Source organism: Robertmurraya sp. DFI.2.37 (assembly GCF_029211245.1).
GTDB classification, from domain to species: domain Bacteria; phylum Bacillota; class Bacilli; order Bacillales; family Cytobacillaceae; genus Robertmurraya; species Robertmurraya methanolica_A.
Genome location: NZ_JARGEJ010000082.1, coordinates 1 through 14,442, shown reverse-complemented (window position 1 = coordinate 14,442; position 14,442 = coordinate 1). Strand labels below are relative to the sequence as shown.

Here is a 14,442-nt window from a genome sequence, read left to right as displayed (position 1 = left end):
CTTTTTGTGGTTTATTTGGCACGTATTTTTTTGAAAACGATTTTGAAAATTCCAATGTATCCTCATAAGTATTGCTTTCATCCCCCAAAAGACCCAGAATCAGTTACTTAATTTCCGAGAGTCTACAAAATCTTTTGGGAAGGTATTTATACTCTGTTTCATAACTTTGCCTTCTTTCCATCAATTTTTTCATCTAATCTCCTAAAAATCCGCACTAGCCGTTTTGCCAATTCATATTCGCTCTTTACTGTCATCAATGTATCCTGTGCATGAGCAAACAATAACGAAAAAATAGGTTCTTCTCCTTGTGCTTCTTTTTGCACCATTTCTGTTTGCAATTTATGAGATTGAACAATATTTTTATTCGCATTTTCTAACAGCTTCTCTGCATGGTCGTATTCTTCTTCTTCACAACACGCCAATGCTTTCATAACATCATTTCGGGCATCACCTGCATGTAAAATCATTTGCATTGAAATCAAATTTAGTTCCTCTAATTCTATTTCTTTGTCTTTCATAGAAAAGCTCCTTTTATTCACAAATATAGTTTTATTCTGCAGATGCATTCAATTCCTTTTTCTTCTCTTGATTGTCATATGCTTTAAAAAATGGGAAATATATTATAAACGCCACAACAAAAATCAATAAAGCCAATATGACAGCTCTCCAATCTTGAGTAGCTAAGTAGGACGCAATTGGATATGGTATATACCAAAGCATAAATGTTTTAGTGGGAATAGCGACCAAACCTATTTTCATTACAAAATATACTATAGAAGGAATTACAATTGATGCTATCCACATTGGAATCATCAAAAATGGGTTGAAAACAACGGGTCCACCAAACATAAGCGGCTCATTAATATTGAAAATTGATGGTACTATCGTTGCTTTACCTATGGCTTTTAATCTGTAGGATTTACTTGCAAAGAGCATCATTACAGCTAGGGCAAGTGTGGTTCCAACACCACCCATACTTGTAAAAGCATAGGCCGTTTCTTGCAAAGCAATATTGGTCGGTTCAAGACCAGCTGCAACTCGTTCAGCATTTTCTGCAAGGCCCGACAGATAAACAGGATAGATGACTGGCATCATTACCCAACCACTTATTCCAAATGTATAAAGGAATACAGGGATAAACACGGATAAAACATAACCTGGATAACTTTGAACAATTTGTGCCAGAGGACTAAATATCTTTAATACAACCTCAAAGAAATCTAAGTTTAGCGGAACTGCAATCGTCCAACCTGCTAGCATCAATAAAGTAATAGGAATTAACGAATCAAACCAGACAATAACAAATTCAGGAATTACACTATCTTCAGAAAAAAAGGATTTCTTTGAAGCTAAGTTCATAACGGCCGCAACTGATAGGCCTATAACAAGTGATAGGAACATTCCTGTAGCCCCAAATCGGCTAATAATAAACGTAATATTGCCATCTTCTGTTACAATTGGGGACAAAAGCATTAGGTATAATGCAAGTCCAGTTGCTCCAGCTATAATTTTTTTATTGTTATGTCCCTTCTTCTCCATCACGAAGTAAGGAATTAAAAAAGAAACCAATAGACCAAGCAAACCAAATGAAAAGCTATTTATCAATGAAAAGTCCGGCATATTTGGAATGATATTATTCAATAAAGAAACAACCGTTACCAATGAACCCACTAAAATTAGTGGTAAAATGATCATTACTGAGTCCTGAATCGATGAAACCCATGGATTTGAGGCTTTTATTCAATATTTAGCATCCAAAAATGATTGGTGTACTGCTACAAGTTTGGCGAATTATTTTAAAGTATCTACAAGAACGATTCGAAAGTATGTCAATGAAATTAACCAGGAGCAGCTTGTGATCACCTCCTCGCCACAAGGTTATCAGTTAGTGAATAAAGGAGAAGTAAGTAAAGACAATGATTACATTTCTCCAGTAAACCGTGTCAAAGTAATGTTAAAGGAATTAATTCTTCATTCAGAGGGATTAAATATTTTTGACTTAAGTGATAAACTTTTTCTAAGTGTGTCATCAATTGAAAATGACATTGTTCAGGCTAATAAGATGATTAAATCATACCCTTTAAAAATTCGCCGCAAGAAGGATACCCTTATTTTAGTAGGTGGGGAAAGAGAAAAACGAAGATTAATGAGTTTCATTATTTTACAAGAAACATCCAAAGAATTTTTAAGTTTAAAAGCTGTTCATGAATCTTTTCCAAACTATGATGTTTTCACACTGAAAGATGAAATCGTTTCCATCCTTGAGAAATTCAATCTCTATGTAAATGACTATATTATGAACAATATCCTTCTTCACCTCGTCATTACGGTTGATCGAATTAAAAATAACAATTCTGTTATAGCTTTGTTAAACAGAATGGTTGATTGCAATGATTTTGAGCTCCTTTCGTCTAAAACTTTGGTTTCACACGAAATATCCAAAAATCAACAATGATATATAACAAAACCAAGTTTTTTAAAAAAATATTTGACTTTCATAGAAATATACGATAGATTAATAACCAAGTTAAAAAACCGAATAAAAACGGTAAATATATGTATAATTTTCTTGTATCAAAAAGGGGGAGGAATTTCTATGAGGCAATTAAAAGCTGTACTTTCTATCATTGTGACTTTCGTTTTTATGCTCGTTCCAACCAATTCAATATCCAATGCCGCCACCAAAACACTGTCTGTTCACTTTATCAATGTGGGACAAGGGGATAGTATTTACATTAAAGCTCCTAACGGTGAGGACATTCTGATTGACGGCGGTAACAAGGACGGTAGCGATGTGGTTGCTTATCTAAAAAAACAGAAAGTAGATGATATTGAAGTAATGATCGCAACACACCCAGATGCCGATCACATTGGAGGATTAGACGAAGTTCTTTATGCTTTCAAGGTAGAAAGTGTCTATGCTCCGAAAGTTTCACACACAACACAAGCCTACAAAGATTTTCTTACTGCCGTGAAAAAGGAAAAACTAACAATCAAAACGGCTAAACTTGATGTTACTTTACCTTTAAAAGACAAAAGCATAAAAGCAAAATTTATTGGTCCTGTTAAGGAATATAAAACAAGCGATTTAAACAACTGGAGTGCAGTTCTTCATATTAATTACAACAAAACAAACTTCTTGTTCACTGGTGACGCTGAATCGCAATCTGAAAAAGATATGCTAGCTAAAAAAGTTCTATCCAAAGTGGATGTATTAAAAGTAGGTCATCATGGTGCTAAAGAAACAACTACTGATGCGTTTTTAAAGGTAGTTCAACCTAAATACGCTGTTATTAGCGTAGGAGCAAAGAATTCATATAAACATCCGACAAATGAGGTTTTAAACCGTCTTAAAAACGTAAAAGCTACTGTGTATCGTACAGATAAACATGGCTCGATTGTTATTTCGAGTGATGGAATGAAAATATCAATAAAAACGGAGAAAAGAGGATGAAAAAATTAAAAGGAATTATTGATCGTTTTGAAGGTGAATTTGCTGTTGTTGAGATTGATGGAAAAACTATAGACTTTCCAAAGTCTATTTTTCCGAAAGAAGCAGATGTCGGGAATGTTGTCATCATTGAGGTGAAGGTTGATAAAAAAGAAACTGAAAAACTTCGAAGAGAAATTGAGGAATTGATGAATGAAGTATGGGAAGACTAAAGCCCCTCTCGAACGAGAAGGGCTTTATTCATTACACAATAGTCGCTGGGTATCCTTTTTCCCTCAGTTCATCTGCCAGTCGTTCCGCATTTTTTCTGTCGCTAAACGCCCCGACTTGCACGCGGTAGAGTTTTTTGTCAGACGCTTTTTGTTGTGGTTTCGGCTCCGGTTGTAGCTTTGTTTTTTGCGGCAATCCTAAGAATTTCGCCACTCCGCGCGCATGAGCTTCGCCCACCGCCTTGAGGAACGCTTCGTTTTTCAAATGCTTCGCATCGTTCGAGTCAATGAACAGGTTTTCCGTGAGTACGGCCGGCATCTTCGTTTCGCGGAGCACGGCATAGTTGGCTCGTTTTTTGCCTCGGTCTGTGACATTCCCGAACTGACGCATTGCGGACAAAATTTCATCGTGTAGCACGTTTTGCAAAGCGATAGACTGTGGCGATGCGTTAGGATGTACATATATTTCAAATCCTGTCCCTTTCCCAGCATTGATATGCACGCTGACAAATACGTCTGCACTCCATGCGTTTGCCATATCAGAGCGTTGAGACAGAGTCAATGTTTGGTCTCCTGCACGAGTGGCACGTTGTTCAAAGCCTGTGTAATTCTCTTCGAGGTAAGACATTGCATATTCCACGATTTTATGCGTCAACTGTTTTTCCTGCAATCCATTTGCAACCGCACCAGGATCGCTGCCGCCGTGTCCTTTGTCCCATATAATTTTCATTTCTTCTCTGCCTCCTTACTTTTCCCTTTCAATACTTCAACAGCCTGGGTCAACCGATCTGGCACGGGAACCCCCATACGCCCAGCGTTTTCAAAAATACTCAACAATTCATTGGCCATATAAAAAACGATAGTCGCATCTCGGAACATATTTCTTGTCCCGAGTGCACTATCGACTTGATGAGCGAGAGCAACCATGATGAAAATCATAACCTTCTTAATAATACCTTTGAATCCAATTTTGCTTGATAAAGTTTTCTCTGTGTAACCAGCAGCCAATCCACTAACGTAATCAATGACAACCATCCAAAATAAGACGAGTAACAGTCCTGTTGACTCTCCAAATAAATACCCGACCACACCTCCCATCACAGCCGCACCAGTTTTGTAAATGATATCGAATCGTTCCATGTGTTTCACCTCTCTACATAATGTATAAAACCTCATCACTCACAAATTTTCCGTTTATCCAGTGCCCCTTTTCCCAGTTGACGCCGTCTGTCCAAAACGGGTCGCGCGGGAATGCAGGATATGGTCGTGCATCCCATGTCCAGATGAACACTTCTTCAAGCCACTCTTGTTTTCGCAAAAATTCAAGTGATGCGTCTAGGGCTATTGCTTGTACAACAAAATTAGTTTCTTTCGTAGAGCCTCGAGGGTATCCTCCTTCAACAGACGTTGTGTCGACAAATATGTTCGGTTGCACGGTAGCCGAATGAACGCAACTGAATCCAAGCTCACTGAACCAAATTTTTTTTGAACGAGGAATCCAGTCTGTTTTTGTTCCGTCTGGATTGTAATGTTCGTTTTCCCACCAAAATTTCAAATTTTTCCAAGCATATTCAGGAGAGATTGTGATTTTAGTAAAATCGCCGTTTTCAGCGTCTCTATAAACCCAATCATAATGCTCTCCACTTGTCCAGCCATTGTAAATTTCATAAAAGTTCTCAGTATGAGACTCTGTTAAAGGGAAATATGCGTCAATACATACCATATCGCAATACTTCCACAATCGGTCGAGATGCCTAATACCAGTCGCATAGTCAGAATGATACTCTGACCAATCGGCCGCATATGACACTTTTGTATTAGGTAACTTCTGCTTCGTATACATCACTAAATCGATCAAGTGTTGTACTGCTGGAAATGTAGGAGGGGCAGACATGGTTAGACCGCGCATTTCAGACCCGACTAGAAACGCGTCGACTTCGACGTTATGCGTTGAAAGCAGGTCGACATAGTGTTTTATGAAATTGTTGAATCCGTTATCCTTGCTCATAAAGTCATTGACTTCGTCAGCGTAGTTGAAATGCAACCGCCCGCGCCACGGTTTGTCCGTGTCATAACCGAACAAAAACGGATAAAAACACACTTTAAACCCTTGCTCTTTAAAGAAACGTATCGCATCTAACACCTCAATATCCGACGGTGTCTCTCCATACATACCGTCAGATATAAGCCTAGCATTTTCACGCGTCCAATTCCCGACCTTCCAATAGTCATCAAGGCTAGACGTAACAGCCAAAAAAGTTACACTTTCCTCACCATAAAACACTGTTTTTTCTTCTACTTTCATCCGATATTCATCATCGTCAACAATAACATCTTCCAAAATTGTACGATAATATTTCTCACCGTCGACGTTTATTACTTCCAATCTTTCCTTCCGTTTCGTTTCAATCATTGGAACGCATTCTTTGGTGTTAAAATCTAAAAACCAACCGACAACAAGAGCAATCCACTTACAGTTTGGAAGGTGTTTCTTTAGCTGGTCGACTGATATTTTGATATTCGCAACACCTTCTGTGTGTTGAGTATTAACTACTTGATCATAATATATCCGTCCTATTTCTTGATCACCGCTCCACGTGGAACCTTCAATATAGTTCAACTTGTGTACAGGTTTTAATGAATAGACTCCTATACCAGATGCAGGAATCATTGTCACTCCTGTTGCTTTTTTTCTGTATCCACCAAGCGGAAATTGTTTAAACACAGCATCACCCCCCAAACACAGCTATATTACATATTCCATCTATCACATCGACATTTAGACCTGTAAATAGTTCTCCGTCTTTTATAAATGAATATGTTCCGCCTTGTATAAAAACAGTAGGAGAAGTAGTATACGGCTTTTTAAAATAAAATACCCCGCTATCATACAGTGTCCCGTATTCAACATGTGTTATTATTTTTTCTCCGTTTATTAAAATACCGTCATCAGTCATGGATATCGTTTTTTCCGTGTTATATCTATCAAGATATTTTAGATGTAATCCAGCTGTATCTTTATAGATATAACCTTTACTAAGTCCGTTTTCATCCCCTGCACCAAGCTCGATAATCGGAATATCGTTCGGGTCTTGTGAGTTGAAATGAATTTTCAATTTCACCAGTTCATTAAATCGATATGCAATGACAGGAAACTCTGTTTCTCTTGTTGTGATCTGCTTTTTTGATTCATCAACCCAAAATAAGTATTGCCCTTTGCTATTTTGTACATGAAATTCACTCCCTGGTATTTTCTCTCCTGTTATCCATGCCGCGATGTTATCGTGTATGTCAATATAGTTTACCGAATCAGTTCCTCGATCAACCAATGTTTTTAAACGATTAACCGTCAAATCGTTGATAAAACCATCATCCGCAGTGACCATTACAGTTTCTAGTAACTCAGTCTTAATTCTTTCTGCCATTAGTTCACCGACGATTACATCAAAGTTATCGAGATAAAGTATCCTGTTTTTTGCATCCAGAAGGGCTCTGTTATTTCCATCCTCGATTACCAGCTCCTGCGCGGTCAATCGTATAGTTTTTAAGTTACCGTCTGTATCAACAAAAAAAACTTCTTGCAACCCTTCGCCGGTGTCGCTCTCTATTTTAATGCCTTCTGTCGCGTTTAAAACTGTCCGAACCTTTCCATCAGACCTAAACACTTCAAGACCGTTCTCCGCACTAATTTTCACACCATTGTACAAGGTGTCTTTTTTTACGACGCTGCGTTCGATGGAAAGAAAGAGATCTGATATATCGCTTGTATAGTTGGCTAATGTTAATTTTTGATTTTTGAGGTTAATTGCGTCATACTCTCTTTGTACGACCCTCATACTGCTAAAAATTTTCAATCCATCATCCTTCACGTATACCGTGTCACCTACACATACAGAACCTAATTCATCCACCAGAGCAACATCAATGTCATAAGATAGATTCATATTTCCATTTTTATTTTCGACTCGTTTTTTTTTTTTGAAACCTTTCTTAGAATGTTTGAAGATAGAAATATTTATTCATAGAAAGTTTTTAAAATTCGAATTATATTTTTATTATATTTTGGAAAAAATACTCTTGGCAAAAAAATCAAGGAAGAGAGAATAGGGTAAATTTGACGGTTGTACTTTTGTAAAAGCTGATTAAAGTACAATTGTTTTACAATTCGAGGGGGATTTTCCTTTTCGCGAAGCAAGACTGGTATGCTTATTTTGAAATGGAGTATTGATGCAGTTTGTATTTTTCATAAAATTAAAAAAGAGGTAGACGGAGTATGTATAAGGGCTATCCTGAAACGATTTATATGGACCAAAACCACGAGCAAGGTATAAGCAATTTAATAAAAATATAAATCAGTATTTTTCCAATCCTATTATACATAAGGAAATTAATGGTGATAAAATATATGTTGCCTTGGACCTAGACAGAATCTGGAATAGTATAAATTAATATTTAGTTTAGCCACAAATACTCCCCACCTGCGTATAGGTGGGGAGTATTTAATGCTATCTAGAGGTGGGGGAGTCTTTAAAACTAGTCTAAAATACCTGCATATTTTTGACCGCTGTGTGGCAATCTACCAAAGTGATTACAACATTGTTAACAAGGAGGAAACATCATGCAACAAATGCAGACGGGTATGAATAATCAACAAGCACAAGCTTTAATGACACAACCGCCTGAAATAATGTCAACAAAGGATCATCTCTATGTAAACGATATGTTAAGCTGGAATTTACTTGCGATGAAGAAAATGCATTTTTTCGCTCAACAATGTCAAAATCCCGAAGTAAGAGCAGCACTTGAACAAGCTGGGCAAATGCATGATCGACACTATCAACAGCTGCTTCAACAGATGCAACAGTATGTAACTCAACCTTCACAAAATATGAATCAATAAGGAGGAAACTATAGTGGAAAATAATACTCCAAACAGGATTAAAAATCCTGAAACACCAGTCCCTAAGACGCCGCAAATGAACGATAGAGATTTTCTAAACGATGCCTTAACTACGGAAAAATATATATCTTCCTCATACTCGACTGCATTAAAAGAAGCTAGCCATGAATCGTTGTATCGTACAATAGCGTCTGTTTCCCAAGAAACAGAAGACTGTCACCGCAATCTATATAACTTAATGTTTAAAAACGGATGGTACGGTTTGGAAAAAGAAACTCCACAAACTATTCAACAATCGGTTCAGCAATTTTCTAACTACATGCAAAGTCAAGATCCATATAGAGGTAATGTAATACAATAAAAGAACACGTGTTCAAGAAGAATAAACTCAAGGTAAAACAACAATAGTTATGCGAGACAAAAGGTTGGTTAGTTGTTAACCAACCTAGAAAATAATTTAGAATTTACAACAATCGAAAGGGCGGCGGTAAGATGAATCTTAAGTGGATGAAATTTTTATCAACGGTTTTTCTTTCAATTTTCTTGTTATTAGGGTGTAATAATGGAGATGACGATAATAATCCACCACCTGAGGATGTAACTCCTGGGACAGAGGAACCAATTGAAGATCCTGAAGACGCAACAGATCCAGATACTATTGATGAACATAATGTCACCCCTGATACAGAAGAACCAATTGAAGATCCTGAAGACGCAACAGATCCAGATACTATTGATGAATAAGTTTATACACCGTTTGAGAACAAACGGTGTTCTTTATGTATCAAGATTCAAGGATGTTAATAAGAAATTTAATACTTATATTGCAGCATTTTCTAATAACAAATTTATAGAGGTGTCTCATGACAAAATTACGAAAGTCCTTATTGGTTACTGTTTCCGTACTTATTCTTCTATCCATAGGGTTATTATTCATAGTACCAAATACAAGAAACAAAGAGAATCCCGAAAATAAAACAGTTGCTGTCAAAAACAAATTTAATCCTCCTATAACCAATGTCCAAAATGTTGAAAACGAAAAAAATGTTCTTCAAATAAACAGCCTTTCCATGGGTCAAACCATCAAGAATCAATTAAAAAATGATCCTTCCGTTTTTCTAATTAAACACAATGAAAAAACTGAGAGTCATTATATTAAGAAAGAAGTAAACGTTACATTCAAGACTCTTCCCTCAACAAAGGAAATAAAAAGGATAACACAGGAGATAAATGGCACTATCATTAAAAAGCTAAATTCTACGATTGTTTTTCGTTCTAATACGCTTTCGACCAAGGAACTTATTGAATATTTTAACAGACAGGCTATGGTTGAATTTGCTGAACCCAATTATCTTTATCTGCAAAATCAAATTGGACTTCCTAATGATTTGCTATATAGAGAACAATACCAATGGAACTTATCGGCAATTCAAGCAGAAGCAGGCTGGGATATCACCAAAGGGGATGAACATATCATTATTGCTGTTATAGACACTGGCGTTGATCTGGACCATCCTGATTTGAGAAGACGAATTACAAATGGTTATAATGTACTGTTGAATAATAATTTCCCTGATGATGACAACGGGCATGGCACCCATGTAGCAGGAATCATTGCATCGGAAACAAACAACCATGAAGGTGTTGCAGGCATCACTTGGTATAACAAAATAATGCCTATAAAAGCAATGGGTGCCGAAGGGCATGGGACGACCTTTGATATAGCAAAAGGGATTTTTTGGGCAGTGGATCATGGAGCCGATGTCATTAATATGAGTTTAGGCAATTATCAGTATTCTTCCCTTTTAAAAGGGGCAATCGATTATGCATACAGTAAAAATGTTGTCTTGATTGCTGCAGCAGGAAATGAAAATACTATGCAGCCGAGCTATCCAGCTGCTTTTTCTAAGGTTCTAAGTGTCGCCGCCGTAAGTTACACGGGACAACGTGCCCCTTTCTCAAATTATGGAGATTATATCGATGTTGCAGCTCCCGGAGTTCAAATTCCGAGCACCTATTTTAACCAGCAGTATGCTGCCCTTTCAGGTACTTCTATGGCTTCACCACATGTAGCAGGACTAGCAGGTCTTTTGCTTTCAGTAAACCCTAATTTAACGAACCAAGAAGTAATAGACATTATTAAGAATTCTACTTATGATTTAGGAATCCCTGGAACTGATCACGAATTTGGTAGTGGCTTAATTAATGTAAAGAATGGATTGGAAGATGCCCAAAGCAAAAGGCAATAATCCCTTTTTGAAACCGTTGCTTTTCGTTGTTATAAAACTTCTACATGGTGTACATTGTTTGTACATGATAATGGAAAAACTAAGGAGGGAATTTTAGTTGGAGTGGATTTTTTATCTATACCTGTTAAATACGTTCTTTATGTTATTCATAGCTATTTGGGAAGTTCGTCGGCCAGCCAAAGCTTTGAATTGGATAGTAATCGTCCTTGTTTTGCCTGTCATTGGTTTCTTACTATATCTTAGCATATCAAAGCCCAAGCTTATTCATCGTAAAAGATTGACCTCTTCTCATAATGAGTCTGATAAGTTACCTGATACATATAGTGATTCAGCATCGATAATCGCCGATGCTTTAAGGTATTTTACTGTAGGCGGGCTTCGAGTCGGCAAAGTTCAAGTACTAAACAATGGAATAGCAAAATATGAACAACTCATCGAATCCCTACAAAAAGCCCAAAAAACCATTAATCTGGAATATTACATCTATCGGAATGACCAAATAGGTAATCTCATCACAGAACTGCTGATCGAAAAAGCAGTAAACGGAGTGCGGGTTCGTTTTATTAGAGATGGTTGGGGGAGTAAAAAATTTCCGCGTCAAAAAATCCTTCAGATGGTGGAAGCAGGGATAGAATGCCGGACAATATTTCCTTTACGCTTTCCCTGGATTTTATCCAATTGGAATTATCGGGATCATTGTAAGATTGTCACGGTCGACGGAAAGAAAGCTTTTACTGGTGGCATGAACGTAGGATATGAATATACAGGATTGAATCCTGACGTTGGCTTCTGGAGGGATACTCATTTACAAATAACAGGAGAAGCATCAGTCGATTTGCAGACTGTCTTTGACGTTCATTGGAATATTGCTGTGCCGGAACGGATAAAATCGAAAACAAATCTGAAAACAAAATCTGAGGTAACGAAAATCAATCCAATCGGAAGAGTAGATCTTTCCAGATGGTCAGCCGAATTGGGGTCAGAGTTGAGCACCATAGATGGTAAAGAGATGGACATATACCCAAAGACAGGGACATTGCAAAAAGCGTACATCCATACGTTGGAAGGAAACCCTGGAATTCCTACCCCAGTTATTCGTCAAGCTTACTTTATATGCATAACACAGGCGACCAAGACTATTGATATAACAACACCCTACTTTGTACCAGAAACAGATATTATCATGGCATTAAAGACAGCTGTGGCTCGTGGTGTGCACGTAAGATTGCTGGTTCCTCGCCACATTGATCAAAAAAGCGTGGGCTTTGCAAGTCGTACCTATTACGGGGAACTTATAGAAGCTGGGGTCCAAATCTACCAGTACAATAAAGGAATGTTACATGCGAAACTGATGATCATTGATGAGGAAATTGCAGAAGTAGGCGCAGCAAACTATGATATGAGAAGTTTTCGCCTGAATTATGAGGTGTGTCAAGTCGTGTACAGTGCTGATGTGGCAAGGGAACTCACAGAGCAGTTCGAGAGGGATCTTACTGATTCTGTACCATTAAGAATGGAAGACTTGTTGCAACGATCCCTGACCGAGCGCATTGTTGAACAAGGTGCTCGTCTGCTTTCTCCATTATTATAAGTTGATGTATCCTGTTTTTATTGTTCTATCTTAAATCTAGATTTAACTTTGTTTTTAATATATTTCTGACTTATTTGAAAAAAAGTCGAAAACCCGTGTATTATAAGAACTTCCAACATGGGTTTTTTCTTATTTACGATGGAAATTCATTACTAAAAAACGGTAATACTAAAAAGGCAGCTCAAAGAGTTTGAATTCAAAAATATCTGTTACCTTTTCATTTAAATATAGAGGTGATATCAATAGATAATATATTTGAAAATCTTAAGGAAATACGTTTATTAGAAGATAAGCTCTATCATTTAGAATTAAATGGTTGGCTAAAAAATGAGTTTTTAACTTGGGAATGGTGGATACTAGTCGTTTTTTTAGTTGTGCCTTGGGTTATATGGGCTAAACTTGTTAAACGAGACATTATTTTAGAAATTTTGTTATTTGGTACCATAATTATCTTGACAACAACCTTATTAGATGTAGTTGGTGCACAATACAGTTTTTGGGATTACCCCATTGCATTCCTACCTTTTATTCCTAGGGCCTTTCCTTTTGATTTTTCAATGGTACCTGTAGCTTACATGTTGTTATATCAATATTTTAGAACATGGAAATCTTTTATTTTAGCCCAGATCATTATGGCACTAACATATGCCTATATAGGTGAACCCTTTTGCGAGTGGGTCAAACTTGTTAATTATTTGGAGTGGAGATACAGATATTCATTCATATATTACATCATTGTTGGAATTGTAACTCGAGCTTTAATACTAAAACTAGCCTCTTTATCTAAACCTCAAGATCTTACAACTAAGTAAAATTTAAATTGGAGGAAAAAACTTTGGAAGAAGTTAATATTGGTTTACTGACGATCAAAGTCATCGTTGGTTTTGCAACTTTATTTTTTATCATTATCATAACAGGCAGAACATCCATCTATCAGTTAACCCCGTTTCACTTAGTTTTTGTGTTAGTACTTGGAGATTTTTTAGGAAATACCATTTATGAAGATAAGGTAGGGATTTTTCATTTTTTATATGCCATCGGATTGTGGACGTTTCTTATGTTGGGAATAGAGTTTATGACTCTAAAAAATAAATCGACACGTTCTCTCTTATTAGGCAATCCTAACATCATCATTCGAGATGGTGTTATGGACAGAAAGTTACTTACAAAGAACAAATTGGATGTAAATCAAGTATTGAGTATACTCCGTCAAAATAATGTCTTTTCAGTTCGCGAAGTCAAATACGGTATATTGGAAGCTAATGGGCAAATAAGTTTATTATTAAAATCCAAGTATCAAAAACCAGACAAGCAAGATCTCAATCTTCCAGAAAGTCCAGTAGACCTCCCAACATCGTTAATTATAGATGGGGAAATTTTATGGGATAATTTACATGAACTCGGATTTGATCAACAGTGGTTAGATAACCAATTAACTACCAATGGATATGATAATGTAAAGCGTATACTTTACGCAGATTGGCGAGAGAGTGAAGGCATACATGTAAGTCCTAAATAAAATTTGTTAGGATAAGAGCACATCAATTTTCTTGGTGAATAAAAACTTTAGTCTTCAACAATCAGGCGCTTTAATGAAGTAACTAAAGCCTAATTTTTCACTTATAACACCGAGAAATTAGACTTTTTATATTTTGATTTCCTTAACGTTGTAAATCCGCATTTTCCTGACGCTACCCCAGATAAAGCAAACACAATAGTTTTATCTATACTAAAAATAAATGTAGGTGATGAGAGTTGCGGGATGTAACGGAACAAATATTTAAAGGAGCTATTTCTGTCTTTACCAAAAAGGGATTTCAAGCGACAACGCAGGAAGTAGCAAAGGAAGCAGGAGTTGCGGAAGTAACATTATATCGAAAATTTTCCACAAAAGAAAATCTTTTTATCACAGCAATGGATCGGCTACACTTAGTTAGACAGAAATTTTAAGGTCAAGTAGAATGAACTATACTAATCAGTTATGAGGAGAATCTACATGACAAGAAAAGTACGTCGAACATTTACCGAAGAATTTAAACAAC

General features: G+C 36.7%; 17 protein-coding genes. 11 read left to right on the top strand and 6 right to left on the bottom strand.

What is annotated here, in order from left to right; translation table 11 throughout:
• Positions 1-158 precede the first annotated feature (158 nt).
• Together PZE06_RS23980 and PZE06_RS23975 are read right to left on the bottom strand one after the other, a co-directional pair.
• The gene (locus PZE06_RS23980) at positions 159-518 is read right to left on the bottom strand and encodes a PTS lactose/cellobiose transporter subunit IIA (protein WP_151026121.1); all 360 of its coding nucleotides are present in this window, start codon (positions 516-518) and stop codon (positions 159-161) included.
• Positions 519-549: 31 nt separating this feature from the next.
• Positions 550-1,740, bottom strand: a complete 1,191-nt coding sequence (locus PZE06_RS23975; protein ID WP_225310807.1) for a PTS sugar transporter subunit IIC — start codon at positions 1,738-1,740, stop codon at positions 550-552.
• On the opposite strand from PZE06_RS23975, the gene PZE06_RS23970 reads away from it, so the two are divergent.
• The 3 genes from PZE06_RS23970 to PZE06_RS23960 all read left to right on the top strand — a co-directional run bounded on the left by PZE06_RS23970 (position 1,709) and on the right by PZE06_RS23960 (position 3,663).
• Positions 1,709-2,455, top strand: coding sequence for a BglG family transcription antiterminator (locus PZE06_RS23970; RefSeq protein ID WP_151026119.1), 747 nt, complete (start codon positions 1,709-1,711; stop codon positions 2,453-2,455). The genes PZE06_RS23975 and PZE06_RS23970 overlap by 32 nt on opposite strands.
• A 141-nt stretch (positions 2,456-2,596) precedes the next feature.
• Positions 2,597-3,454 carry a ComEC/Rec2 family competence protein gene (locus PZE06_RS23965; RefSeq protein WP_151026118.1) on the top strand — a complete coding sequence of 286 codons (858 nt, stop codon included), beginning with the start codon at positions 2,597-2,599 and terminating at the stop codon, positions 3,452-3,454.
• A complete protein-coding gene (locus tag PZE06_RS23960; RefSeq protein WP_151026117.1) occupies positions 3,451-3,663 on the top strand; it encodes a DUF3006 domain-containing protein in 213 nt (70 codons plus the stop codon). Before PZE06_RS23965 ends, PZE06_RS23960 begins: the two co-directional genes overlap by 4 nt.
• A gap of 31 nt (positions 3,664-3,694) precedes the next feature.
• On the opposite strand, the gene PZE06_RS23955 is transcribed toward PZE06_RS23960, so the two are convergent.
• Genes PZE06_RS23955 through PZE06_RS23940 form a run of 4 tightly spaced genes read right to left on the bottom strand, consistent with a single transcriptional unit; the run spans position 3,695 to position 7,529 of the window.
• Entirely contained in the window at positions 3,695-4,390 is a 696-nt protein-coding gene (locus PZE06_RS23955) for an N-acetylmuramoyl-L-alanine amidase (RefSeq protein ID WP_151026116.1), read from the bottom strand.
• Positions 4,387-4,800 carry a phage holin family protein gene (locus PZE06_RS23950; RefSeq protein WP_151026115.1) on the bottom strand — a complete coding sequence of 138 codons (414 nt, stop codon included), beginning with the start codon at positions 4,798-4,800 and terminating at the stop codon, positions 4,387-4,389. Before PZE06_RS23950 ends, PZE06_RS23955 begins: the two co-directional genes overlap by 4 nt.
• A gap of 13 nt (positions 4,801-4,813) precedes the next feature.
• Positions 4,814-6,385 carry a baseplate megatron protein TIM-barrel domain-containing protein gene (locus tag PZE06_RS29910; RefSeq protein ID WP_151026114.1) on the bottom strand — a complete coding sequence of 524 codons (1,572 nt, stop codon included), beginning with the start codon at positions 6,383-6,385 and terminating at the stop codon, positions 4,814-4,816.
• Between the two features lie 4 nt (positions 6,386-6,389).
• The gene (locus PZE06_RS23940) at positions 6,390-7,529 is read right to left on the bottom strand and encodes a hypothetical protein (RefSeq protein ID WP_191963573.1); all 1,140 of its coding nucleotides are present in this window, start codon (positions 7,527-7,529) and stop codon (positions 6,390-6,392) included.
• 758 nt (positions 7,530-8,287) lie between these two features.
• On the opposite strand from PZE06_RS23940, the gene PZE06_RS23935 reads away from it, so the two are divergent.
• The 8 genes from PZE06_RS23935 (at position 8,288) to PZE06_RS23900 (ending at position 14,350) form a co-directional block, all read left to right on the top strand.
• Positions 8,288-8,560, top strand: a complete 273-nt coding sequence (locus tag PZE06_RS23935) for a hypothetical protein (RefSeq protein WP_034298115.1) — start codon at positions 8,288-8,290, stop codon at positions 8,558-8,560.
• 13 nt (positions 8,561-8,573) lie between these two features.
• Positions 8,574-8,921, top strand: coding sequence for a spore coat protein (locus PZE06_RS23930; protein ID WP_174752363.1), 348 nt, complete (start codon positions 8,574-8,576; stop codon positions 8,919-8,921).
• 131 nt (positions 8,922-9,052) lie between these two features.
• The gene (locus tag PZE06_RS23925; protein WP_151026112.1) at positions 9,053-9,304 is read left to right on the top strand and encodes a hypothetical protein; all 252 of its coding nucleotides are present in this window, start codon (positions 9,053-9,055) and stop codon (positions 9,302-9,304) included.
• Between the two features lie 119 nt (positions 9,305-9,423).
• A complete protein-coding gene (locus tag PZE06_RS23920; RefSeq protein ID WP_186324349.1) occupies positions 9,424-10,809 on the top strand; it encodes a S8 family peptidase in 1,386 nt (461 codons plus the stop codon).
• A gap of 97 nt (positions 10,810-10,906) precedes the next feature.
• Complete coding sequence (locus PZE06_RS23915) at positions 10,907-12,400, top strand: phospholipase D-like domain-containing protein (RefSeq protein WP_151026111.1); 1,494 nt, start codon at positions 10,907-10,909, stop codon at positions 12,398-12,400.
• A gap of 233 nt (positions 12,401-12,633) precedes the next feature.
• Positions 12,634-13,212, top strand: a complete 579-nt coding sequence (locus tag PZE06_RS23910; protein WP_009336498.1) for a CBO0543 family protein — start codon at positions 12,634-12,636, stop codon at positions 13,210-13,212.
• Between the two features lie 23 nt (positions 13,213-13,235).
• Positions 13,236-13,919, top strand: a complete 684-nt coding sequence (locus PZE06_RS23905; protein WP_097159208.1) for a DUF421 domain-containing protein — start codon at positions 13,236-13,238, stop codon at positions 13,917-13,919.
• Between the two features lie 236 nt (positions 13,920-14,155).
• Positions 14,156-14,350: a helix-turn-helix domain-containing protein gene (locus PZE06_RS23900; protein ID WP_151026110.1), complete on the top strand. Its 195-nt coding sequence runs from the start codon at positions 14,156-14,158 to the stop codon at positions 14,348-14,350.
• Positions 14,351-14,442 lie beyond the last annotated feature (92 nt).

Excerpts from the sequence above, each read along its gene's own strand:
- PZE06_RS23980 (WP_151026121.1), bottom strand. The coding sequence starts at position 518 with ATGAAAGACAAAGAAATAGAATTAGAGGAACTAAATTTGATTTCAATG.
- PZE06_RS23965 (WP_151026118.1), top strand. The coding sequence starts at position 2,597 with ATGAGGCAATTAAAAGCTGTACTTTCTATCATTGTGACTTTCGTTTTT.
- PZE06_RS23960 (WP_151026117.1), top strand. The coding sequence starts at position 3,451 with ATGAAAAAATTAAAAGGAATTATTGATCGTTTTGAAGGTGAATTTGCT.
- PZE06_RS23955 (WP_151026116.1), bottom strand. The coding sequence starts at position 4,390 with ATGAAAATTATATGGGACAAAGGACACGGCGGCAGCGATCCTGGTGCG.
- PZE06_RS23950 (WP_151026115.1), bottom strand. The coding sequence starts at position 4,800 with ATGGAACGATTCGATATCATTTACAAAACTGGTGCGGCTGTGATGGGA.
- PZE06_RS23935 (WP_034298115.1), top strand. The coding sequence starts at position 8,288 with ATGCAGACGGGTATGAATAATCAACAAGCACAAGCTTTAATGACACAA.
- PZE06_RS23925 (WP_151026112.1), top strand. The coding sequence starts at position 9,053 with ATGAATCTTAAGTGGATGAAATTTTTATCAACGGTTTTTCTTTCAATT.
- PZE06_RS23920 (WP_186324349.1), top strand. The coding sequence starts at position 9,424 with ATGACAAAATTACGAAAGTCCTTATTGGTTACTGTTTCCGTACTTATT.